Source organism: Streptomyces sp. CA-294286 (genome assembly GCF_050947155.1).
Lineage (GTDB): Bacteria > Actinomycetota > Actinomycetes > Streptomycetales > Streptomycetaceae > Streptomyces.
Genome location: NZ_CP192005.1, coordinates 3942684 through 3965350 on the forward strand (window position 1 = coordinate 3942684; position 22667 = coordinate 3965350).

Sequence of the window (22667 nt, forward strand, 5' to 3'; positions counted from 1 at the left end):
TTACACGTGGGGTGACCGACGGTCACTCAGTGCACAACGAGGTGCGCGGGAGGTAGACGGAAGTGATCTACGCGAGCGACTGCGTGAAGCGGCAGCCATGGGACTGGCCCTTCCTTGCGGAACCAAAAGAGTTGGCGGGCCTGCGAAGGGCGCTGCGGTTGCACCTGAGTCTCTGGGGACTACCTGAGATGATCGACGCCGCCCAAGTCTGTGTGACGGAGTTGGCAGCGAACGTCATCGCGCATGTAGGCGCGGGAACGCCTGCCACGCTCGCTGTTGCCATGAAGGGCACGAGCCTTCGCATCGAAATGCACGATCCGGACACAAGGGTGCTCCCCGTGCTCCTGGATGCTTCGGGTGAGGCCGAGTCAGGCCGCGGCATGGTCTTGGTCGACGCGTTGGCGGAGCGATGGGGAGTGGACCTGCGGTGCGACGCTAAGGCGGTTTGGTGCGAACTGGCGACAGAGCTCACCACCCCGCATGGCCACACTGAGACCACACAGGTAGCCCGTGCGAGTGCGCAACTAGCTCTCTACGGTGCGGCAAACAACGTCCGCTCGCAGGGGTGGTCACCGCGGTTGAGGAGCAGGGCAGTCGAGGCAAGTGCGGTCGCGCTCATCAGCGACCTACTCCACTGGCTCCGTGCGCACGGCTGCGATCCGGACGAGGCGCTGGATGCAGCACAGACCTGTTTCGAATCAGAGACTGAGTAAGTCTCTACGTGGGGGCGGCCGCGCGCGGTTACGCGCTCGGCCGCCTGGCCGTTGACCTACCGGGTGCAGTACGTCATAACGTCAGCCGGAATCTCATGCTGTAGTTCCCACATGATGGCGATAGGTTTGCTTCCCGAGTGGGAGACATACCGTGCCGGCCCCAAAAGCATCCAGGGTTGTGATCTTCCCTCGATGTACTTGAACTGTCGGATAAAGAGCAGAATGTGAGAACCATTCCTTACATGGTTCAGGTACCGTTGCCCGGTCTCCGAGGTGTCTGCCGTATTCCCCTGTGATTCCCAATGGAATCTGCTTGGGGTTACGGCATAATCTTTGTAGCGGGTTGACGGCACGAATTCCTTCTCGTCCTTTTCTTGAGTGACAAGAAAGACGTCGGTTTGAAATGGTTCAGACCATGTTACGCCCTGTGCGAAAGTGCGAGGTTTCTGGCCGCTGAGACTTGCAATCTTGAGTGCCGCCAAAATTTCAGATCGGTTGTACGAACTATGGATCTTGAGGGGAAGATCGCCGAAATCCGGTCCTAGGGCGTGGGGAACGTGATCGGATTGCGAAACGGCCACGTCGAGGACTTGTCGAATCTCTTCCCTTATACGTGGCTGTGCAGCTAGGGCGTCAAGTCCATCCTGATAAGAAGCGAAGCCGCCTCCATTATCCCACAAGCAGTAAAAGAGCATGCGGGCATATGATTGATTAGTCGGAGAAAGCTCTTCGTACTTGGGGGGATTCTCTGAAAGGAGGCTCTTGTAGGCATCTGCGCGCTCAGGATCGTCGACGTGTAGAAAACTACGGATTCTCTTGAGGAGGGCCTCTTCTTTTTCTGGAGCCTCATCATCAAGGAGTCGTGCTTTGCGCAGAATGTAAGTCCAAGAATTGTTGTTCCTGTAAATATCTTTGATTTCTCGTCCGCTGTCCACCAGGTAGCGAGAGAGATCGGTGTGCTTGTATTCGGCTACTTCCCGGATCAGTGACCTGATGTCAGTCTGCAACTGGCTTCGTACGTTACCGATCACCAGCTCTTTGGCTTTTCCTTCCAAGATGATTTCGCAACTGGAAGGCATGTGGGGAAAGTCGCGTTCCATTTGGTCAATGAGGCGCCTTCGCGTGAAACCTGTGAGAGCGCGAAATTGAACCTCAAAGCGAAACTCTGCGCGATGCTGGCCAATGAAGTCGAGCACAGTGAGGACAGCCTTGTCGGCAGTACGTCGCAAGCCACGGCCGAGTTGCTGAAGAAATACGGTCGCGCTATTCGTGGGTCGTAGCATCAGGATCGTGTCTACCTCAGGAATGTCGAGGCCCTCATTGAAGAGGTCGACAGAGAAGATCGCTTGCAACCTCCCCTCACGTAGATCCTTGAGGGCTCTTTTCCGCTCCGTAGGCGTCGACTCGCTATCGAGCCCAACCGCAGCGAATCCGTGCGCTCTAAATTGAGCCGCCATAAAATGTGCGTGCGCCTTAGTTACGCAGAATCCCAGTGCACGCATACCCATGGGGTTAGAGAGCTTCTCTCTGACGGACCGCAGGACAACATCGGCACGTTCAAGGTTTCCAGTGTAAAAGTTATCCAGGTCTTCTTGGCTGTATCTTCCTTGTTTCCACCTCAGTTGCGTGAGGTTGGTTTCATCTGGAATTCCGAAGTAGTGGAATGGGCAGAGTAGATCGTTTTCGAGGGCTTCCCAAAGTCTCATCTCTGCGGCGATACGCCCGTCAAAGTACTCATCGTGAACGTTCTTGCCGTCCATACGTTCGGGTGTAGCGGTCAATCCCAAAAGTTGTTTGGGAGCAAAGTGCCGGATAATCCGGCTGTAAGTGTCTGCCGTCGCGTGATGAAACTCGTCGATAACAATGACGTCGAAGTGGTCCCGAGGTAGGTCGTGAAGTTGATCTCCTTGTAGCGAGAAGACGCTAGCAAAAACTTGTTCCCACTTGGTAGCCTCTTCGCCGCCGTAGAATAGTTCACCGAAGGTCGGGTCCTTCAAAACACTTCGATACGTGGAGCGTGACTGATCGAGGATTTCTTTTCGGTGGGCAACGAAAAGTAGTCGTAGCTTGCGGCCGTATGCGCGGACTAGGTTTCGATAGTCCAAGGCGGCCATGACTGTCTTACCTGTGCCAGTTGCGGCAACAAGTAGATTTTCGTGGTGGTTATGAACCTCTCGGGCTACCTGGAGACGTTCCAGCATGTCTCGCTGATGGGCGTAAGGGGTCACCTCGTTCCCGGAGAGGCCAATTGCTTCACTTCCGGGCGCTCTGGAGGCTCCAGCTTTCTCTAGCGCTGCATCCAAGCGGGCAGCGTCGAGATCAGGGTCGTACGACTCAAAGGAGGGGTCGTTCCAGTATTCCTCGAAGGTAGCCTCGAAGCTCTTCAGTACGTCAGGAGTGCTTACTGAGGAAAGCCGTACGTTCCATTCAAGTCCTTCAAGGAGGGCGGGCTTGGAGAGGTTCGAGCTACCAACATACCCGGTGTCGAATCCTGTTTCTCTTTTGAAAAGCCAGGCTTTGGCATGCAAACGAGTAGAACGAATCTCGTAATTGACCTTTACTTCCGCGCCGAAATCGCGCACGAGGCGGTCAAGAGCGTGACGGTCGGTAGCTCCCATGTAGGTCGTCGTGAGAACTCTGATTGGGACCCGTCGGGCCCTCGCCGCCTTCAGTGAGTCTTCGAGTACTCGCAACCCATACCATTTGATAAAGGCGCAGAGGAGATCGATCTGGTCGGTGCTGGCCAACTCGGCGCGCAACTCGTGACCGAGGCTCCGGTCTTTGGAAGAGTTGGTAATCAGCGTCGTATCGGAAAGTGGGGTCAAGGGGAAGGTGTGCACGGCGTGGACACCAGGGGACACTTCCTCGGCGAGCCCCAGCAGCTGTCGCGGCCCCTCGGCAAGATAGACGTCCGGGGAGAACGCGGTCTCATGCACGAGAGATCGAACGATCTGGTTGGCGGCGTCGACCTGCTTGTCCCGCGGGAGATTGTGCAGGGCTCGCTGTATCACACGGCCGAGGTGGCGCGTGAGCGCTTGGGACAAAAGTTCATCGTCGACTTTCTCTTCAATGACTTTCCATCCCTGCTCCTCTAGCTGAGATAACTGGTCCTGCATTCGGTGAGTGATCAGCTCTTCGTACACGCCAGAGATTGGCGGGTCAAAGTCCCTATCTTTTTCCGCGGGCACTGTTCTCCTCGGGTAATGAGAGGTGTTAATCGACTTTGGGTGGAAAATCACCACAGACCGGTAGCCTCCGAACAACTACAGGCGGCGCGCACGGCCAAGCCGTGCCGCGCCGCCGTGTGTTGCTCAGCGCCCGGATCAAATCGAGGCTGAGGCCGCCCCGCCGTGGCAGTCGCGGTACGTGGCTCCCGAGCCGCACCAGCACGCCGCCGAGGCCGAAGGCGGCCAGAAGGTGGCGCGGCCTCGGGCGGCGAGGGTGGTGGCGTATTCGGCGAGGAGGGACGTGGAGTCCGGGGTGGTGTGTTCCGAGGCGGCGAACGCTTCGTAGGAGGGGATGGAGCCGGTGACGACGCCCAGGTTCGGGGTGCCGGCCGAGGCCAGTTCGCGCAAGGAGGTCTCCACCGTGGCCAGGTGCTCCGCGTGGGTGGGCGGGTACTCGGCGGCGAGGGTGGGGTGGGTGGCGCGGAGTTCCTCGTACTCCTCGGCCGGCCAGTGCAGCAGGGCGACCGGGAACGGGCGGGAGAGGGCTGCGCGGTAGGAGCCCAACTCGGCCTGGAGCCGCTCGATCTCGGCGCGGAGTTCCGCGGGGTCCGAGGAGCCGAGGGCCCACAGTCGCTTCGGGTCGTGCAGTTCGTCCAGCGGGACCGGGCCCGGGTTCACCGTGTCCGCGAGGGCGTCCCAGCTGTCGTGCGCCTTGCCCAGCATCCGGCGGACGCGGTGCCGGCCGGTGAGGAGCGGGCGGGTGGCGTACGGGACCTCGGTGTCCGAGGGGTTCACCAGAAGGGTGAGGGAGGTGGTGTACGCCTCGTGGGCCTGCTGGAGTTCGTCGTGGTTCTCCAGGGCCTCGGCGAGGACCGCCCACGGCTGGGCGGTGCGCGGGGCGGCCGCCCGGATGCCGTCGATGATCGCGCGGGCTTCGGCCTCGTGGCCGAACTCCCAGAGGTTCGCGGCCTTGAGGGCCTTGATGAGGTGGGGGTCGTCCGGGCTGGGGTGGTTGAGGAGCTGGTCGTAGAGGGTGGCCGCTCGGGCGCGGTCCCCGGCGAGTTCCAGGTGGGCCGCCGCCTGGAGGAGGAGGGGCTCCCGGTCCTCCGGGTACTGCGCCGCGGTGCGCAGCAGACGCTCGGCTTCGGTCGTGTGGTCGGCGGGCGAAGGCGTGTCGGGGCGCATGGTGGACACCGTACTGCTGGACCGGGCGGGGGCGAGAGGGGGCGGGACGGCCGCGCTGGGAGCGGGGGCGGGGGGCTGCATGGGAGGAGCGTTCCCCGGGGGACGGCGGGCGGAACGTCCACAGGGGGGCGGGCGGGGGAGGGTGGGTGCGGGTGGGAGGGCGCGCGCGGGCAAGGGTGCGGCGGGTTGCGGGTGTGCAAGAGGCAAGGTGCGCGCGGGTGAGGAAGGTTGCGGGTGGGAGGGCACGCGGGACGGGCGCGGGTCAGGGCGCGGAGGGTTGCGGGTGGGAAGGCGCGCGGTGCGGGTGAGGGTGCGAAAAGTCGCAGGGGGCGGGGAGTGCGTGCGGGTGCGGGTGTGGAGGGTTGTGGGGGTGAGGGTGCCGCGGTGCGGACGCGTGCGGGTGCGGGTGCGGGAAATTTTGGTTTGGCGGTCAACCTTTTGGGGCCGTTCACCGTCTCCTTCAGTGGGTCGCGTAAGTACGGGGGACGGCGGCCCGGCAGTGAGAGGTGCGAGGCAGAGGGGCGGGGCAGGTTCTCCGGAGAGGAGTCCTTCCGGCCGGAGTCCCCTGGTCAGGGACAGGGAACTCATGGCAGGCTGCGGTTTGTTCAGCCTCGAACGGGTAAGAGCGGTGAGTCCGACGTGCGCAGCAGAGGAGGAGTGGGAGTGATCGGGAACGTCGTGCGGGCGCGGTGTGCGCTGGCAGTGTTCTTCCTGGTGGCCCATGTCCTCTTCGATCTCGGCGGTTTCGGGTTCGCCGGTGCTGTCGCCCTCGCCGCCACCGCCACCGTCGGCGCCACCCTCATCGCCTGCGCGTTGAGTGCAGGACGCACCGCCCCGGCCGTACCGCGCACGAAGGTGCGGACAGCCATCCGCGACCGGGAACGGCGTACCGCCTTCCTCGCCCAGCGTGATCCCGATGCGGCGGGCAGGCCCCGTCCGCGAGCCCCGGGCCGTCTTTCTCCGACGGCCGCGTAGGGGGCGGTCCGGGGGTTTCTGTCGGTCCCGGATCCTTCTTCTCTGAGCGTTTTCAGCCCTGCGTGGGTCGTCATGCCGATGTCTTCTTCATTCCTTCGGTACGACGAGACCCTCGGAGGGCTCTTTCGTGTACGCGCTTTTCGCTTCCCTGGTGGACCGCCTTTCCGCCGTTCTGGACCCGTTGTTCGCCGCTTCGGCCACTGCCGCGGCCGTGGTCCTCTTCACGATGCTGGTACGAGTCGCCCTCCACCCGCTGGCGCGAGCCGCCGTACGGGGGGAGAAGGCCCGCGCCGGGCTCGCGCCGCAGCTCGCCGCCGTGCGCAGGAAGTACGCGAAGCGGCCGGAGCGGATGAAGGAGGAGATTCTGGCGCTGCACGCGAAGGAGAAGGTCTCTCCTTTCGCCGGAATGCTGCCGATGCTGGTGCAGTTGCCGGTCTTCTTCGTGATGTACCACGTCTTCTCGTCGGCGGAGGTCGGAGGCCGGGCCAATGAACTGCTCGGGCACCGGCTGTTCGCGGCGCCCCTGGGATCGCGGTGGACGGACGCGCTGGCACAGGGGGGATTGCTGGGGGCGCAGGGAGTCGTCTACCTCGGGCTGTTCGCGGTCATCGCGGCGGTGGCCACCTGGTCGTTCCTGCGGGCGCGCAGGAATCCGGCGGTGGCGGAGTCGGCGCAGTGGGCAGGGACCGGCGGGGCCGGGGCAGGTGCGGGGGTTCCCGGGGCCGGGCTGGTGAAGTGGCTGCCGCTGTTGTCGTTCGCGACGCTGATCACCGCGGCCGTGGTGCCGCTGGCCGCCGGTCTCTACGTCGCGACCACCACCGCCTGGACCGTCGCGGAACGGGCCTGGCTGCACCGCGATCGCGAGGTCGGGGACGAGGGAACGGCCGGTGCGGGGCGTGGAGGGCCGGGGCGTCGCACGTCCACGCAGTGAACGCGCACTTGCGAAGCGGGCGCCGAACTTGGAGGATCGGACAATTCTCCGGTGGCCGGGCCGCGAACGATCGGCCGGGTTGGGCGCGACCTTCGACCACGAGGAGATCGATCGCTGTGAAGTTGCTGCGTGTAGGAGATGCCGGTTCGGAACGTCCCGCGCTGCTCGACGACGACGGGGTGACCGTACGGGACCTGTCGGGCGTGGTGGGGGACGTCGACGGCGCGCTGCTGGCCGATGCGGCCGCTCTTGAGCGGATACGGGAGGCCGCGGCGGCCGGAACGCTGCCCGTGCTGGACGCGGGCGGGCTGCGGGTGGGCCCGCCGCTCGGCCGGATCGGCAAGATCGTGTGCATCGGGCTGAACTACCACGACCACGCGGCGGAGGTCGGGGCGTCCCTGCCCGAGGAGCCGATCCTGTTCTTCAAGGCGCCGGACACGGTGGTCGGGCCGCACGACACCGTGCTCGTGCCCCGGGGCAGCGAGAAGACGGACTGGGAGGTCGAGCTGGCCGTGGTCATCGGGCGGACCGCCCGGTACCTGGGGAGCGCGGAGGAGGGGCTCGCCTGCGTGGCGGGCTACGCCACCTCGCACGACGTCTCCGAGCGCGCGTTCCAGATCGAGCGCGGCGGCACCTGGGACAAGGGGAAGAACTGCGAGACCTTCAACCCGCTCGGGCCGTGGCTGGTGACGGCGGACGAGGTGGCCGATCCGCAGGCGCTGGGTCTGCGGCTGTGGGTGAACGGGGAGCTGAAACAGGACGGAACCACCGCGCAGCAGATCTTCGGCGTGGGCGAGGTGGTGCGCTACGTCTCCCAGTTCATGGCGCTCCACCCCGGCGACGTGATCAACACCGGCACGCCGGCGGGGGTGGCCATGGGGCAGCCGGAGCCGAAGCCCTACCTGCGTGTGGGCGACGTGGTGGAGCTGGAGGTGGAGGGCCTGGGGAGGCAGCGACAGGTGCTCAAGGGCGCGTAGGGGGAGCGCTCGTCCCGGGCCGGGCCGCCGCGCGCCCCCCGCCCTCCTCCCTCCCCGCCCCTTCGCCCCGGCCGGGCGGGGGAGCCCGCCGCCCGGTGGTGCGTCCCTCTGCCCGGGGGCGGACGGCGGGGCCCGTCGGGCTCAGAGAGCGATGGTGGTGAACCGGGCGGCGGACTCGCGGGCTGCCTCCAGTACGGCCAGGGCGTCGGCGGCCTGGAGGGCGGTGACGGGGGGTTCCGTGCCGTCGCGCAGGGAACGGGCCACGGCAGCGTAGTACGCGGGGTAGTCGCCGTGGACGGTGGGTACGGGCGTGCCGCCGCCCGAGAGGGGGGACTCGCCGGCTCCGACGCGGCCCCACATCTCCTTCGGCTCCTCGCCCCAGGTGGTGTCCGGGTCCGTCGGGCGCCTGCCTTCGCGCAGGGCCGCCTCCTGCGGGTCGAGGCCGTACTTCACGTAGCCCGCCCGGGAGCCCAGGACGCGGAAGCGGGGGCCGAGCTGTGCCGTGGTCGCGCTGACGTAGAGGTGGGAGCGGACGCCGTTCGCGTGCGTGAGGGCGAGGAACGTGTCGTCGTCGGCCTCGGCTCCCGGGCGGCGGACGTCGGATTCCGCGTACACGTGCGTCACCGGGCCGAAGAGGGTCAGCGCCTGGTCGACGACGTGACTGCCCAGGTCGTACAGGAGTCCGCCGATCTCGGCCGGGTCGCCGGACTCGCGCCAGCCGCCCTTGGGCTGCGGACGCCACCGCTCGAAACGAGACTCGAAGCGCTGTACGTCGCCCAGCTCGCCGTCCGCGAGAAGCGCGCGGAGGGTGAGGAAGTCGTTGTCCCAGCGGCGGTTCTGGAAGACGGACAGCAGCAGGCCCCGGTCCGCGGCGAGGGCCGCGAGGCCGCGGGCCTCGGCCGCGGTGGCCGCGAGGGGCTTGTCCACGACCACGGCCAGGCCCGCTTCGAGGGCGGCGGTCGCGAGGGCCACGTGGGTCTTGTTGGGGGAGGCGATGACGACCAGCTCCAGCTCGGCCGCCCGCGCCCACACCTCGTCCGGCGAGTCCGCGAACCGTACGTCGGGGAACTCGGCCAGGGCCTGCTCCCGGCGCTCCGGGTTCGACGTGACGACCGTGTCGAGGACCAGGCCCTCGGTCACGGCGATCATCGGGGCGTGGAAGACGGAACCCGCCAGTCCGTAGCCGATGAGGGCTACCCGGAGGGGTGCGGCGGGAGGGGGAACGGGTGCGGATGCGGGAGCTGTGGACGTCATGGTTGCCACTTAAACAACGCAGGTGGGGAAGTGCAAAAGCGGCCGGGGGAGGGGCGGCGGGACCGGGCCGATGCCGGTCGGGGGTGGCGGGGAGTGGGCCGTGCGGGTCGGCGTCGGTCGGGGGCGGTGGGGGAGTGAGCGTGCGGGTCGGCGTCGGTCGGGGGCGGTGGGGGAGTGGGCCGACCGGGACGATACCCGTCGGGGGCGGTGGGGGAGTGGGCCGACCGGGGGGACTTCGGGAGCTGTTCTGCCGCACGTCGTCGTGGCGCGCACGGCGGCGGAGAGGTGCGTGGCAGGGTCACGGACCATGGTCGCGGCGGGAGCGCGTGGCCTGGCGTTCCGCCGGTCGCGTCCGCGTCACCGGGTCCCCGTTGCCCCGCGTCCCACCGTGTCCCCCGTCATCGCGTCCGGCTGGTCGGGCTGCCGTCCGTGCGGACCGGAGAGGCCAACCCATGCGTCTTCGCCGTGCACTCGTGCTGGGTGTCACCGTCGCCACGCTCGCTTCCGCACCGGCCGCTGTCGCCACGCTCGTTCCCGCACCGGCCGCCGTGGCCTCCGCCCCCCGCCCGGTCGCCGCCGCCGATCAGCAGCAGCCGACCTGCGGTGACCCGCACAGCGCGGACTTCCCCCTCGGCACCCGTATCCACGGCGGGCCGTACACCTACCAGCCCGGCGGCGACAGCGGCGAGTGGTACGTCGACCTCACCAACACCACCGGCGCGGCCTGCCACGACATCCACCCGGTGCTCGTCCTCGTCGACGAAGGCCGACACCTGCGGCCCGACCACGTGCGCGCCGAGTTCCAGGACGCGGACACCGGTGCCTGGCACGCGCTCCCCTTCCACCACACGGACCGGGACGAACTCGTCGGCGTCTTCGAGGAGACGACGCCAGGGTTCACCGTCGGGCCCGACCGGACGCTGTCCGTGAAGGTGCGGCTCGGATTCACCGGGGACGCCCGCGCCAACGCCGTCGTCGCCAACGCGGCCGTCGTGCAGCGCAAGGGCGACGACGGGGAGTGGGTGGGTGAGTCCCGCGACTACCGGTTCGCCGTCGACCCCGACCAGGTCACCGGGGGGAGCGGTCGATCGGGAGGGGCCGGAGGTCTGGAGCTCGCCCGGACGGGGCAGGGCCCGCTGCTCGGGCTCGGGGCTGCCGCCGTCGCTCTCCTCCTGGGCGGCGGAACGCTCGTGGTGGGCGCGCGCAGGCCGCGTCCGTCGCCGAGGCGCTGACCCCCGTGCGGGCCGGCGACAGCCCCTGCACGGGCCGGGCGGAACATCCCGTACGGCGGGGGCGCCGCCCTTCGGGCCGTTGTCCGACCTGTACCGGGACGGACCGGGGGCACATCCCCGTACGGCGCGGGTGCCGCCCTTCGGGCCGTTGTCCGACCTGTACCGGGACGGACCGGGGGCACATCCCGGTACGGCGGGGGCGCCGCCCTTCGGGCCGTTGCCCGACCCGTATCGGGACGTCTGCGACGATCCCTGTCGTGGACTACCCCGACACGCACCACCAGGACCCCTCGGCGCCCGTCCGGTCCGGCATTCCGGAGCACGGCCGCATCCCGAAGTACTACGCCGTCAAGGCCCGGATCTCCGCGCTCGTCACGGAGTTGGCCGAGGGCGAGGCGCTGCCGACCGAACGGGACCTCGCGCTGCGGTACGAGGTCGCACGGGACACCGTCCGCCAGGCGATCCGCGAACTGCTCCTGGAGGGGCGGGTGCGACGGCAGGGGAGGGCGACCGTCGCGGCCGGGCCCAAGCTCGAACAGCCCCTGGCGTTGGCCAGTTATACAGAAGGCGTTCGACGGCAGGGGCGACGCCCCGGGCGGACCCTGATCGGCCTGGAACGCTTCCCGTGCCCGGAGCGGCTCGCGCCGGAGGTCGGGGTGCGCGCCGGCGACCCGGTGTGGCACCTGGAGCGGGTGCTGCTCGCGGACGACGAGCGGGTGGGGCTGGAGAGCAGTTACGTCGCGGTGGAACGGGTCCCGCGGCTCGACGTGGACTTCGAGCCCGACTCCTCCTTCTACGCGTACCTGCGCGAAGAGGTGGGGATCGGCCTCGGGCGGGCGGGGGAGCGGATCGAGACGGTGCTCGCCACGCCACGCGAGGCGCTGCTCATCGGCACTCCGCCCGCGCTGCCGATGCTGCTGCTGCACCGGTGGTCGCAGGACGTGGCGGGACGGCCGCTGGAGCGGGTGCGGATGCTGTTCCGGGGGGACAGGTTCAGCTTCTCGACGCAGCTCGACAGCTAGGGCGACGGCGGGCAGGACGCGGGAAAGGGCGGCACACGATGGTCACGGAAGCATAACGGGTCTGATCCAAGCTTGGGGGGCTGTTCACCGCGCCGTCGCTGTGCGGATCCGGCTGCGTCACCCGCTCCCGGGAGCGTGGCCGCCGTGAGAGTCATAGTGGTGGGAGCCGGCGTGGTGGGAACCATGCACGCCTGGCAGGCAGTGGAACGCGGCCACGAGGTCGTACAGATCGAGCGCGAGGACGAGGCGCGCGGCGCGAGCCTGCGCAACTTCGGCCAGATATGGGTCAGCGGGCGCGCGGGAGGCGAGGAACTCGACACCGCCCTGCGGGCCCGCGAGCTGTGGGAGGGCATCGCGGGGCGCGTCCCGGACCTGGGCTTCCGGGCCAACGGGTCGCTGACCCCGGTCCGCACCGCACTGGAACTCGGCGTCGCCGAGGCCGCGTTGGAACGCGACGACGCTGCCGCACGCGGGTACAAGCTGCTGACGGCGGACGAGGCGCGCGCCGTCAACCCGGCTCTGCGCGGCGGGTTCCTCGGCGCGCTGTGGTGCGAGCGGGACGCGGCCGTCGAGCCCAGGACCGCACAACTCGCCCTCAAGGACGCCCTGTCGGCGTCCGGCCGGTACACCTTCGTCGGCGGGCGCGAGGTCCGCGAGGTGATCAGCGAGGGAGCCGTGCGCGACGACCACGGGGTCGTGCACCGCGGAGACTTCGTGGTGCTGTGCACCGGGGCCTGGCTGGGCGGACTCGTGCGGGAGCTGGCGCCCCGACTCCCCGTCCGACGGGTCCGGTTGCAGATGATGCAGACCGCGCCCCTCGGCGAGGCCCTGACCACCTCGGTGGCCGACGCCGACAGCTTCCGCTACTACCCGGCCTACACCGGGGAAGCCCTGGACGCACTCAACGCGGGACAGGACCAGACGCCCACCGCCGCCGCCCACAGGATGCAGCTCCTGATGGTGCAGCGGCAGGACGGCGGCCTGACCATCGGCGACACCCACGAGTACGAACACCCCTTCCGCTTCGACGTGGAGGAGGAACCGTACGAGCACGTGGCAGCCGTGGTGGAGAGCCTCCTGGGCCGTCCGCTCCCGAAGATCAGACAGCGCTGGGCCGGGGTGTACGCCCAGTGCACCGACAAGAGCCGCGTGGTGCACCGCGAGCAGGTGCGCAGCGGCGTGTGGCTGGTGACCGGGCCCGGCGGGCGGGGCATGACCTGCTCGCCCGCCATCGCCGAGCAGACCGCGAACGAATTGGGCTGGTGAAACCCGACATGGACGCCTACCGCAGGACCGCAGCCGGCCACGGGATCGCCGTCGGCCACAGGACCGCAGCCGACCGGGGGAGCGCAGCCGACGACGGGACCGCGGCCGAGCACAGGATCGAACTCGTCGTCCTCGACATGGCGGGCACCACCGTCGCCGACGGCGGCCTCGTCGAGCGGGCCTTCGCCGCCGCGGCCGAGCGGCTGGGCGTGCGGGCCGCAAGCGCGCACTACGAGGAGAAACTGACGTACGTCCGGGCCACCATGGGCGAATCGAAGATCTCCGTCTTCCGGCACCTCTTCGGCGAGGAGACCCTCGCGCAGCGCGCCAACGCCGCTTTCGAGGAGTCGTACGGAAAGCTCGTCCACGCGGGTGCGGTCGAGGAGGTCCCGGGGGCCCGCGAGACGATCGAGGAGCTCGTCGCGCAGGAGCGCACCGTGGTACTGACCACCGGCTTCGCCCGGGTCACCCAGGACGCGATCCTCGCCGCGCTCGGGTGGCAGGGACTGGCCGCCTCGACGCTGTGCCCCGCCGACGCGGGGGGCCGGGGGCGGCCGTACCCGGACATGGTGCTGACCGCGTTCCTGCGGACGGGCGCGGTGGCGGGCGTGCAGGACGTCGCGGTCGTCGGCGACACCTCCTACGACATGCTCAGCGGCGTACGGGCCGGGGCGGGCGTCGTGGCGGGCGTCAGGACCGGGGCGCACGGGCCGGACGCCCTGCTCGCCCACGGAGCCACCCACGTACTGGAGTCCGTCACCGAACTGCCCGCCCTGCTCGCGGAGTTGGGGCGATGAGCAGCGGCATACGCTTCGACGCGGTGTCCGTGGCGTACGGCGGGAACGTCGTGCTCGACTCCCTGGACCTGACGGTGGAGCCCGGCGAGGTGATGGCGCTCCTCGGGCCCTCCGGATCGGGCAAGACCACCGCGCTGCGTGCGGTGGCGGGTTTCGTGCGGCCGGTCTCGGGGCGTGTGCTCCTCGGGGGGCGCGACGTGACCGATCTGCCGCCGTACCGGCGGGGCATCGGGATGGTGGTGCAGCAGTACGCGCTGTTCCCGCACCTGAAGGTGGCGGAGAACGTCGCCTTCGGGCTGAAGGCGCAGAAGACCGTGCCCAGGGCGGAGATCCCCGGACGGGTCGCCGAAGCGCTCGACATGACCGGGATGGCGGCCTACGCGGGACGCTACCCCCGGGAGCTGTCCGGTGGGCAGCAGCAACGGGTGGCCATCGCGCGGGCGTTGGCGATACGGCCGAGCGTTCTGCTGCTGGACGAGCCCCTGTCGGCGCTGGACGCCCAGCTGCGGTCCGGGATGCTTGCCGAACTGGCACGGCTGCACCGAGAGCTGCCGCACGTGTCCATGCTCTACGTCACCCACGACCAGGTGGAGGCGCTGACGCTGGCGGACCGGATCGCGGTCATGGACAAGGCGCGGTTGCAGGACTGCGGGACGCCGCAAGAGCTCTACCGGCGGCCCCGGAACGCCTTCACTGCGTCCTTCGTGGGCAACGCGAACCTGCTCCCGGTTCAGGTCGGGACGGGCGGCGGCGTCCGCTTCGGCGGGGTCGAGCTGAAGGTCGACACGGGTGACGCGGCGGCCGGGTCCACGGCCACGCTGTGCGTACGACCGCATCTGGTCGGGATCGGCGAAGGCCCCAACGCGCTGCGCGGAACGCTCCGGGAAGTGCAGTGGAGAGGCTCCACGCACCGCCTGTCCGTGGAGGTGGACGGCCGCCCCGTTACGGCGGACGTCCGCGAACTGCGGGACACGCCGGTGCTCGGCGACCCGGTCACACTGCACTTCGCGTCCGAGGACGCGGTGCTGCTGCGGGCGGGGGTGGGCTCCGATGGCTGAGTTCGCCGCGGCGCGGGGCGCGACGCGCAGCACGGGGCCGGGGACGGACGCGCCGTCGGTGGGCGCTGTCCTGGCAGCCCCACCCGCACAGGACCCGACGCCGGAAGCCGCGGGCACGGGCCGGGCGACCGAGCCCGTCGGCACGCCCACGGCCCCGGGGCGCGGGTCCCCGGGGCCGGGGTCGCGTCGGCGCGGGGTGCCCGGGTGGGTGTGGGCGCTGCCTCCGGTGGCGGTGCTCGCGCTGGTGTTCCTGTATCCGCTCGCACTGGTCGTGCAGCAGTCGTTCACGACCGACAGCGGTGACGTCTCGCTCGCTCCGTACGGGGAGGTCCTCGCCTCGGAGGCGTTCCGCTCGGCGCTGGGCACCACCGTGTGGCTGGCCCTCGGGGCGACCGCCGGATGCCTGGTGCTGGGGTTCGCGCTGGCGCTGGTCATCGCGTTCGTGCCCTTTCCCGGGGGGAGGGCGGTCGCGAAGTTCATCGACGTGTTCCTGTCCTTCCCCTCGTTCCTCATCACGCTCGCGCTGCTGTTCGTCTACGGCAGCGTGGGCATGGCGAACGGGATGTGGACGGGCGTCACCGGGGCCTCCGAGGGGCCGTTCGCCTTCCTGACGACGCTGTGGGGCGTACTGCTCGCGGAGATCACCTACTTCACGCCGTTCGTGATGCGGCCGCTGCTCGCCGCGTTCTCGCAGATCGACACCTCCCAACTGGAGGTGGCCTCCTCGCTGGGGGCGCGGACCGGGCGGATCGTGCGCCAGGTGATCCTCCCGGAGGCGCTGCCCGCGCTGGCCGCCGGTGGGTCGCTGGTACTGGTCATGTGCCTGAACGAGTTCGGGATCGTGCTGTTCACCGGGGCGAAGGGCGTGACGACCCTGCCGATGCTCGTCTACAGCAAGGCGATCCTGGAGTCGGACTATGCGGCGGCCTGCGTGGTGGCTGTCGTCAACGTCGCCCTCTCGGTCGGGCTCTACGGGATCTACCGGGTGGTGAGCCGTCGTGCTGGTGCATAGCCGGGCAGGCAGGTGGGCGACCTGGGCGGGGTTCGGCCTGCTCTTCGTGCCGCTGTTCGCCGTGCCACTGCTGGTGATCGTGGCCGCCTCGTTCTCGACCAACTGGTCCGGGGTCCTCCCGTCCGGGCCGACCGTCGCGCACTACGGGTCGGCGGTGCGCGGCGAGTCGCTCCAGGCGCTCACCACCAGCCTCGTCACCGCCGTCGCGGCCAGTGTGCTCGCGCTCCTCCTCGGGAGCTGGGCCGCGCTCGCCGCCACCGCACTGGGCAAGCGCGGCAAGCGGGTCCTGGACGCGCTGTTCGTGCTGCCGGTGGCCGTGCCGTCGGTGGTGGTCGGGCTGGCCGTGCTCGTCGCGTTCAGCCGGCCGCCGTTCCTCCTCAACGGGACGCCGTGGATCGTCGTGCTGGCGCACACCGTCCTGGTCACGGCCTTCGCCCACCAGTCCGTGTCGGCCGCGCTCGTACGTCTGGACCCGGTGTACGAGCAGGCCGCCGCCTCGCTCGGCGCGCGGCCCGCCCACGTCCTGCGGCGCGTCAGGCTGCCGCTGCTGCTGCCGTCCCTGAACGCCGCCGCCGGGCTCTGCTTCGCCCTGTCCATGGGCGAGTTGAGCGCCACGATGATGCTCTACCCGCCGGACTGGATGCCGCTTCCGGTGCGCATCTTCACCGCCACCGACCGGGGGTCCCTCTTCACCGGGTCCGCCGTCGCGGTCGTCCTCATGGGCACCACCCTGCTCGTCCTGCTCGCGGTCTCCCGCCTGCGCACCGATGCGTCCTTCCGCTGAACGTCCTTCCACAGATGGGGATACGAAACGTCATGCAGCGCACCCTCAAGCCGATCGCCGCCGTCACCGGCTGCCTCGCCCTCACCGCCTCCCTCACCGCCTGCGGGTCCTCGGCCGCCTCCTCCGAGGAGAGGATCGTCACCGTCTACAGCGCCGACGGCCTCAAGGGCGAGAAGGGCGACGGCTGGTACGACAAGGTCTTCAAGGACTTCCAGGCGAAGACCGGCATCGAGGTCAAGTACGTGGAGGGCGGTTCCGGGGAGATGGTGCAGCGCGCCGTCCGCGAGAAGTCCCACACGCAGGCCGACGTCCTCGTCACGCTGCCGCCGTTCATCCAGCAGGCCGACTCCAAGGGCCTGCTCCAGAAGTACGCGCCCGAGGGCTCCGACAAGGTCCGGGGCGGCGACAAGTCCGCCGACGGCACCTGGACGTCGGTCGTCAACAACTACTTCGGGTTCATCAAGAACAAGAAGGAGCTGTCCGGCGACGCGCCCAGCACGTGGGAGGAACTGCTGGACGACACGTACAAGGGAAAGGTGCAGTACTCCACCCCGGGCGTCGCCGGCGACGGCACCGCCGTCGTCATCAAGGCGATGCACGACTTCGGCGGGAAGGAAGCGGCGATGGCGTACCTGAAGAAGCTCCAGGTCAACAACGTCGGACCGTCCTCCTCCACCTCCAAGCTCGCGCCGAAGGTCGACAAGGGCGAGATCCTCGTCGCCAACGGCGACGTGCAGATGAACTTCGCCCAGTCCAAGTCCGCCCCGAACCTCGCCATCTGGTTCCCCGCGAAGGCCGGCGGCCGACCCACCACCTTCGCCCTCCCGTACGCCGCCGGGCTTCTCAGCAAGGCCCCGCACACCGAGAACGGCAAGAAGCTCCTCGACTTCATGCTGGCCGAGGAGGCGCAGCGGGAGGTCAGTTCGGTGGGCGGCGGCTTCCCCGCCCGCACCGACGTCCGGGCGACCGACGCGAACGCGCACGCACTCACGAAGCTGATGGAAGGCGTCGAGGTCTTCGAGCCGGACTGGGCCGACATCGACGAGAACCTCAAGGAGTACGTCGACGCCTGGAAGACCGCCACCGGCAGCTGACCCGCCGCCCCCGGGGCGCGGCGCGGGCGGGCCCCGCCGCTGTCGCCGCCCCGGTCACCACACCCGGCACCGGACGCGCGACGCCGTCGTCCGCACCGCCGGAGACTAGGCTGGGGGCGCGCACAAGGTCGTGCGCGCCCCCTTTGGCTGCATGTGTACGTACGGCGGGAGTCCCACCAGATGGCAGAGCGCAAGCCGATCGAATCCTGGCTCACCGACATGGACGGAGTCCTCATCCACGAGGGCGTTCCGATCCCCGGCGCCGACGCCTTCATCAGGAAGCTCCGCGACACGGAGAAGCCCTTCCTGGTGCTGACCAACAACTCCATCTACACCGCCCGCGACCTGCACGCACGCCTGCGCAGGATGGGCCTGGACGTGCCGGTCGAGAACATCTGGACCTCGGCCCTCGCCACCGCCCGATTCCTGGACGACCAGCGCCCCGGCGGCACCGCGTACGTCATCGGCGAGGCCGGGCTCACCACCGCGCTGCACGACATCGGGTACGTCCTCACCGACCACGAGCCCGACTACGTGGTCCTCGGCGAGACCCGCACGTACAGCTTCGAGTCCCTCACCAAGGCGATCCGCCTGATCAACGGCGGCGCCCGCTTCATCTGCACCAACCCCGACGAGACCGGCCCCTCCGCCGAGGGCCCGCTGCCCGCGACCGGCGCGGTGGCCGCCCTGATCACCAAGGCGACCGGCAAGGACCCGTACTTCGCGGGCAAGCCCAACCCGCTGATGATGCGCACCGGCCTCAACGCGATCGGTGCGCACTCCGAGTCCAGCGCCATGATCGGCGACCGGATGGACACCGACGTGCTGGCCGGTCTTGAGGCGGGCATGGAGACGTTCCTCGTGCTCACCGGACTCACCGGCAAGGACGACATCGACCGGTACCCGTTCCGGCCCTCGTCGGTCGTCGACTCCATCGCGGACCTGGTCGACCGCATCTGAACCGCCCGCAACACCGCCGCGGGGGCCCGTACGGCGCAGTCACGGGCCCCTGCGGATGCGAAAACGGCCGCGCCGGTGAATCTTCGGAAGTACCAGGAGGTTCACAATGCGCTCAGCACAGCTCACTCTGTGTGCGGGAGTGGTGCTCGCGGCGGTAATCGCCCCCGCGCCCACCGCCCTCGCCCTCGCACCGGCCGCACTCGCGCCGGGCGCCGTCACGGACAACGAAGAATCCCACGGCAGCGTCACCGTCACCCCGTCCACCATCGCGGCCGGCGGGGAGGTGGATCTGCGCATCGGCATCTGCGGCGGCAAGAAGGCCATCGGCCACTCGGAGGCGTTCTCCTCGCCGGCGCACTTCCACCCGGCCGCCGACGGCGTCATGTTCGCCGAGGCCCGCATCCGCTCCGACGCCGAGGGCCGCGACTACGGCATCCACGTCAAGTGCGAGGACGGCTCCGGCAGCGCCGACGGCAACGTCACCGTCGTCCACCACCGGGTCGAGCCCACCGCCCCCGTCCGCGCGGGCGGCGGCGGCACCGCGGCGCTGGCCGCGGACACCGAGGGCCCCGGCACCCCGTACACCCTCATCGGCCTCGGCCTCGCGGGCGTCGCGGCGGTCGCCATCGCCGGACGGTCCGTGCGCAAACGCCGGGGCACCACGCACTGACGACCGCCACACGACCGAGGGACCAACGGCAGGAGGAGCGCGGATGAGCGCCGACCACGCGTCCGGCAGGGGCCGGATGCTCACCGGCATCGCCTGGGCGGTGCTGCTCCTCGGACTGTGGCTGTGGGGCCGCGAGATAACCGACGGGCCGGGCGGCAGTGCCGCACCGACCACCGGGGACGTGGCCGCGGTGGGACGCCCACTGCTGCAGGTCGAACTGCCCGACGCGCACGACCCGGTCGCGGGCGCCAGGCCCCGACGGGTCGAAGTGCCCTCGCTCGGCGTCGCGGCGCCCGTCAGCCCGCGCGGCCTCGACAGCTTCGGCGCCGTCGACCCGCCGCCCTACGAACAGCCGAAGACCGTCGGCTGGTACCGCCACGGGGCCCGCCCCGGAGCCGGCGGCGTCGCCCTGCTCGTCGGGCACGTCGACACCCGCAGCAAACCCGCGGTCTTCTACGGACTGAGTTCCGCCCGGCCCGGCGAACGGATCCGGATCACCGGGACGGACGGCTCCGTCACCGAGTTCACCATCGACGACGTGCAGGTCTACAGCCGAGACAAGTTCGACGCGAAGAAGGTGTACGGCCCACGAGAGGCCGGCCGCGCCGAACTGCGACTGATCACCTGCGGCGGCACGTACGACCACGAAGCCCGCGCCTACACGGCCAACGTCGTCGTCTCCGCCTATCTGACGGGCGCCACGGGAAGCCCGCCGACCGCCAGGTCCTGAACCGCGCCCGAGCGGCGCGCGGCCCGCAGCCCGAGCCCGCCGAACACCGCCGCGAAGACGACCCACAGCAGCAGGTGCGAGCCCAGCGACACCACCCGGAAGTCCCACAACAGGGTCGCCGGCACGGGGACCTCGTCCGGGTTGCCCGGCAGCAGGAACAGCACCGCCAGTGTCGCCGTTCCGGTCAGGAACACCGCGCCGTGCCGCACCGGATCAGGCCGCCCGGCCAGCCGTACGTACACCTGCCGGGCCAGCAGCATGCCCAGGACGCCGATGACGACGGCGGCCAGCCACAGCGACTGCCGGTTCGCGACGGTCGCCGCGTCGCCGACACCGGGCGGCGCCGCCGGATACCGCAGCGCGGGCAGCAGCGAGACGGCGACGAACGCCGCCGCACAGAACGCAAGCGCACGCGGCCACGCCCGCACGAGGTAGCCGGTGCGCCGGTGGACCAGGGCGTACGCCACCGCGAACAGGACGCCGAGCGCGAGACCGGCGATCACCGCGGTGACGACGAGCCCGAAGTGCTGGGCGGAGCGGGAGAAGAGTTCCTCGTGGTGGGCCACCGCGTCGGCCGCGGCCCCGTGCTCCTCGGCCGCCGAGCGCGCCTCTTCCAGGACGATCGCCCGGTCCATCAGGGGTTCGGCGAGGAGCAGGGAGAACAGGCCGGTGGCGAGACCGGCCGCACCGCCCGCCGCGACGGCGCGGCCGAGCAGGGGCAGGGGAGAGGTCGCCTCGCTCATGGTGGTGACGGCCCCCATCAGTGGCACGGGGCACCGAAGAGGTGCCGGCCGTCGTGCGAGAACTCGTGCAGGTAGTCGCCGGTCGCGGCGACGATGTGGCCGTTGTCCAGGAACACGGCGTACAGCGCGACGAGGGCGACGAGCGCCGCGGCGGCCAGGATCAGCACGTCACGGCTGTGGTTCGTCGCGGCGGCGGACGGCGACGCCGTCGTGTGCCGGTCGGCATGGGAAGACATGTCGTTGCCTCCTTCTGGGGTTTCCACGCCCCGTCGAAGAGGAGGACGACGGTCAGTTCCTGACTTCCACACCGTGGAGGGTGTGGTCACAGTGGCGGGACCGTCCCGGAATCGCACCGGAGTTCCTGTTCACCGTCGCCTCGCGGTGTGAAGTTGTCACCGGGAGAGTCCCAGCTTGATCACACACTGTCAATGGCCGTCCCGTGCGGCGGACGCGGGACGAGGGGCGCCCGGGGGAACCTGGCCCGGTCGGCCGCTCGCTCCCCCCGGAGCCGCCGACCGGGCTGGTCCTCGACCGCACGCGCTCGGACTGCGGGAGAAGCCCGGCGTCCGTGCGGGAGGTTCTGGAGAGTACTCGGTACCGCGGGCCGGGGGCTGGGGCCGCAAGAACACTGTAAAGGCGACAAGCCCCGTTCTCCAGAGGGCATCTGACGCCAAGTCACCGCGACGTCGCGCCGCGTGCTCCGCCGCGGACCCCTGGGGCCCTCCGCCCCGCCGATGACCGGGAGGCATCCGCCGCCCCGCCTGTCCCCGCTGCCGCTCTTCGCGACAGGACCCGCGACGGGTCCCGGGCCCGTGCCGCACGTCCCGCGGCGGTGACCGGCAGAGCCCGCCCGTCCCGGCTTCCGGCCGACGAATGGGCAGGTTGTACGCGGTGCAACGGCTTCGCGACGAGTGCGGGCGTGCCTGCGGTGGCCGGGGCTGCGTGTGTCAGGATGGATTCGACCGGTTGTGTCCGGGCAGGGGCGCCTGGGGGGCTGCCTCGAATTTCTCATTTCATTCGGGACGGCCACGACGGCTGGTCTTCGGCAAGGCGCCCAAGGGGGAGTCGATGTACGGCAGTGACAGGGGACGTGTGCGTGCGCTGGGAGCGGTCGCGGTGGGGGCCGCGCTGCTGCTGTCGGGCTGCACGTCGGACGGCGGCGGGGACGGCTCCGGCGGAGGCGCGGAGAGCAACCCGCCGATCGCCCAGCAGCCCAAGGAGAACGACCCGTACTGGGTCAACCCGCAGGCCAAGGCCGCCAAGGCACTCGCGGCGGCGGACGGCGCGCAGCAGGAGCTGATCAAGAAGATCGCCCAGCAGCCGGCCGGTGAGTGGATCGTCCCGGAGAACGCCAAGGAGCAGAGCCGGAGCTTCACCGAGGCCGCCGCCAAGGCGGACCGCGAGGCGCTGCTGGTCGTCTACAACATCCCGCACCGCGACTGCGGCCAGTTCTCCTCCGGCGGCGCCGCCGACGGCAACGCCTACCGCGCCTTCATCCAGCAGGTCGCCGAGGGCATCGGCGACCGCCCGGCCACGGTCATCCTGGAGCCGGACGCGGTGCTGCACCTGGTCGACAAGTGCACGCCGACCAAGTTCCACGAGGAGCGCTACGACCTCCTCAAGGGCGCCATCAAGACGCTGAAGCAGCAGCCGGCGACCAAGGTCTACCTGGACGCGGGCAACGCGGGCTGGGGCCGGACGGACCAGATCTTCGAGCCCCTGAAGCGGTCGGGAGTCGACCAGGCGGACGGCTTCTCGGTGAACGTCTCCAACTTCTACTCCACCGAGGACAGCAAGAAGTACGGCAAGGAACTCTCCGCGAAGGTCGGCAACAAGCCCTTCGTCATCGACACCAGCCGCAACGGCAACGGTCCCTGGAAGGAAGGCCCGGCCGACATGCGCTGGTGCAACCCGCCCGGCCGCGCCCTCGGCGAGCCGCCCACCACCAGGACCGACGACCCCCAGGTGCACGCCCTGTTGTGGATCAAGCGCCCCGGTGAGTCCGACGGCGACTGCAACAAGGGCCAGCCCAAGGCCGGCGAGTGGTTCGCGGAGTACGCGCTGGAGCTGGCGAAGAACGCGCAGTAGATCCCGGCA

The 22667-nt window shown here is 69.5% G+C and carries 21 protein-coding genes and 1 riboswitch; of the genes, 16 read left to right on the forward strand and 5 right to left on the reverse strand.

Going from position 1 to position 22667, the window contains the following annotated elements:
* The first annotated feature begins 83 nt into the window (after positions 1-83).
* The gene (locus ACQPZG_RS22195) at positions 84-713 is read left to right on the forward strand and encodes an ATP-binding protein (protein WP_433549502.1); all 630 of its coding nucleotides are present in this window, start codon (positions 84-86) and stop codon (positions 711-713) included.
* Between the two features lie 56 nt (positions 714-769).
* Here ACQPZG_RS22195 and ACQPZG_RS22200 read toward each other — a convergent pair whose 3' ends face one another.
* Both ACQPZG_RS22200 and ACQPZG_RS22205 read right to left on the reverse strand, forming a co-directional pair.
* Entirely contained in the window at positions 770-3829 is a 3060-nt protein-coding gene (locus tag ACQPZG_RS22200) for a DUF3427 domain-containing protein (protein ID WP_433549503.1), read from the reverse strand.
* Positions 3830-4036: 207 nt separating this feature from the next.
* Positions 4037-5065 (reverse strand): SEC-C metal-binding domain-containing protein, encoded by a 1029-nt coding sequence (locus ACQPZG_RS22205; protein WP_433547476.1) that lies wholly within the window; start codon positions 5063-5065, stop codon positions 4037-4039.
* Between the two features lie 663 nt (positions 5066-5728).
* On the opposite strand from ACQPZG_RS22205, the gene ACQPZG_RS22210 reads away from it, so the two are divergent.
* The 3 genes from ACQPZG_RS22210 to ACQPZG_RS22220 all read left to right on the forward strand — a co-directional run bounded on the left by ACQPZG_RS22210 (position 5729) and on the right by ACQPZG_RS22220 (position 7948).
* Complete coding sequence (locus ACQPZG_RS22210) at positions 5729-6040, forward strand: DUF6412 domain-containing protein (protein ID WP_433547477.1); 312 nt, start codon at positions 5729-5731, stop codon at positions 6038-6040.
* A gap of 151 nt (positions 6041-6191) precedes the next feature.
* A complete protein-coding gene (locus ACQPZG_RS22215) occupies positions 6192-6971 on the forward strand; it encodes a YidC/Oxa1 family membrane protein insertase (protein WP_433547478.1) in 780 nt (259 codons plus the stop codon).
* A 116-nt stretch (positions 6972-7087) separates the two neighbouring features.
* A complete protein-coding gene (locus ACQPZG_RS22220; protein ID WP_433547479.1) occupies positions 7088-7948 on the forward strand; it encodes a fumarylacetoacetate hydrolase family protein in 861 nt (286 codons plus the stop codon).
* A 141-nt stretch (positions 7949-8089) separates the two neighbouring features.
* On the opposite strand, the gene ACQPZG_RS22225 is transcribed toward ACQPZG_RS22220, so the two are convergent.
* Positions 8090-9202 carry a Gfo/Idh/MocA family protein gene (locus tag ACQPZG_RS22225; RefSeq protein WP_433547480.1) on the reverse strand — a complete coding sequence of 371 codons (1113 nt, stop codon included), beginning with the start codon at positions 9200-9202 and terminating at the stop codon, positions 8090-8092.
* 452 nt (positions 9203-9654) lie between these two features.
* On the opposite strand from ACQPZG_RS22225, the gene ACQPZG_RS22230 reads away from it, so the two are divergent.
* From ACQPZG_RS22230 to ACQPZG_RS22280, 11 genes are all read left to right on the forward strand, one after another.
* Positions 9655-10434, forward strand: a complete 780-nt coding sequence (locus ACQPZG_RS22230; RefSeq protein WP_433547481.1) for a hypothetical protein — start codon at positions 9655-9657, stop codon at positions 10432-10434.
* A gap of 257 nt (positions 10435-10691) precedes the next feature.
* Positions 10692-11456, forward strand: a complete 765-nt coding sequence (locus ACQPZG_RS22235) for a GntR family transcriptional regulator (protein ID WP_433547482.1) — start codon at positions 10692-10694, stop codon at positions 11454-11456.
* A gap of 144 nt (positions 11457-11600) precedes the next feature.
* The gene (locus tag ACQPZG_RS22240) at positions 11601-12722 is read left to right on the forward strand and encodes a TIGR03364 family FAD-dependent oxidoreductase (protein WP_433547483.1); all 1122 of its coding nucleotides are present in this window, start codon (positions 11601-11603) and stop codon (positions 12720-12722) included.
* Positions 12719-13519, forward strand: coding sequence for an HAD family hydrolase (locus ACQPZG_RS22245; protein ID WP_433547484.1), 801 nt, complete (start codon positions 12719-12721; stop codon positions 13517-13519). Before ACQPZG_RS22240 ends, ACQPZG_RS22245 begins: the two co-directional genes overlap by 4 nt.
* On the forward strand, positions 13516-14577 hold the full coding sequence (locus ACQPZG_RS22250; protein ID WP_433547485.1) for an ABC transporter ATP-binding protein: 1062 nt from the start codon (positions 13516-13518) through the stop codon (positions 14575-14577). The genes ACQPZG_RS22245 and ACQPZG_RS22250 overlap by 4 nt, the downstream gene beginning before the upstream one ends.
* The gene (locus ACQPZG_RS22255; protein ID WP_433547486.1) at positions 14570-15589 is read left to right on the forward strand and encodes a 2-aminoethylphosphonate ABC transporter permease subunit; all 1020 of its coding nucleotides are present in this window, start codon (positions 14570-14572) and stop codon (positions 15587-15589) included. Before ACQPZG_RS22250 ends, ACQPZG_RS22255 begins: the two co-directional genes overlap by 8 nt.
* A complete protein-coding gene (locus tag ACQPZG_RS22260; protein WP_433547487.1) occupies positions 15576-16373 on the forward strand; it encodes an ABC transporter permease in 798 nt (265 codons plus the stop codon). The genes ACQPZG_RS22255 and ACQPZG_RS22260 overlap by 14 nt, the downstream gene beginning before the upstream one ends.
* A 32-nt stretch (positions 16374-16405) precedes the next feature.
* Positions 16406-17467, forward strand: coding sequence for a 2-aminoethylphosphonate ABC transporter substrate-binding protein (locus ACQPZG_RS22265; RefSeq protein ID WP_433547488.1), 1062 nt, complete (start codon positions 16406-16408; stop codon positions 17465-17467).
* Positions 17468-17647: 180 nt separating this feature from the next.
* Positions 17648-18427 (forward strand): HAD-IIA family hydrolase, encoded by a 780-nt coding sequence (locus ACQPZG_RS22270; protein WP_185031859.1) that lies wholly within the window; start codon positions 17648-17650, stop codon positions 18425-18427.
* Between the two features lie 106 nt (positions 18428-18533).
* Complete coding sequence (locus ACQPZG_RS22275) at positions 18534-19097, forward strand: hypothetical protein (RefSeq protein WP_433547489.1); 564 nt, start codon at positions 18534-18536, stop codon at positions 19095-19097.
* Between the two features lie 43 nt (positions 19098-19140).
* Positions 19141-19827, forward strand: coding sequence for a class F sortase (locus ACQPZG_RS22280; RefSeq protein WP_433547490.1), 687 nt, complete (start codon positions 19141-19143; stop codon positions 19825-19827).
* Here the strand turns inward: ACQPZG_RS22280 and ACQPZG_RS22285 are convergent.
* Together ACQPZG_RS22285 and ACQPZG_RS22290 are read right to left on the reverse strand one after the other, a co-directional pair.
* Complete coding sequence (locus ACQPZG_RS22285) at positions 19782-20588, reverse strand: CbtA family protein (RefSeq protein ID WP_433547491.1); 807 nt, start codon at positions 20586-20588, stop codon at positions 19782-19784. The genes ACQPZG_RS22280 and ACQPZG_RS22285 overlap by 46 nt on opposite strands.
* Complete coding sequence (locus tag ACQPZG_RS22290) at positions 20588-20806, reverse strand: CbtB domain-containing protein (RefSeq protein WP_433547492.1); 219 nt, start codon at positions 20804-20806, stop codon at positions 20588-20590. Before ACQPZG_RS22290 ends, ACQPZG_RS22285 begins: the two co-directional genes overlap by 1 nt.
* Before the next feature lie 33 nt (positions 20807-20839).
* Positions 20840-20958, reverse strand: a riboswitch (cobalamin riboswitch).
* Between the two features lie 680 nt (positions 20959-21638).
* Between ACQPZG_RS22290 and ACQPZG_RS22295 the strand changes: the two genes are divergently transcribed.
* Positions 21639-22658, forward strand: a complete 1020-nt coding sequence (locus ACQPZG_RS22295) for a glycoside hydrolase family 6 protein (RefSeq protein WP_433547493.1) — start codon at positions 21639-21641, stop codon at positions 22656-22658.
* Positions 22659-22667: the final 9 nt, after the last annotated feature.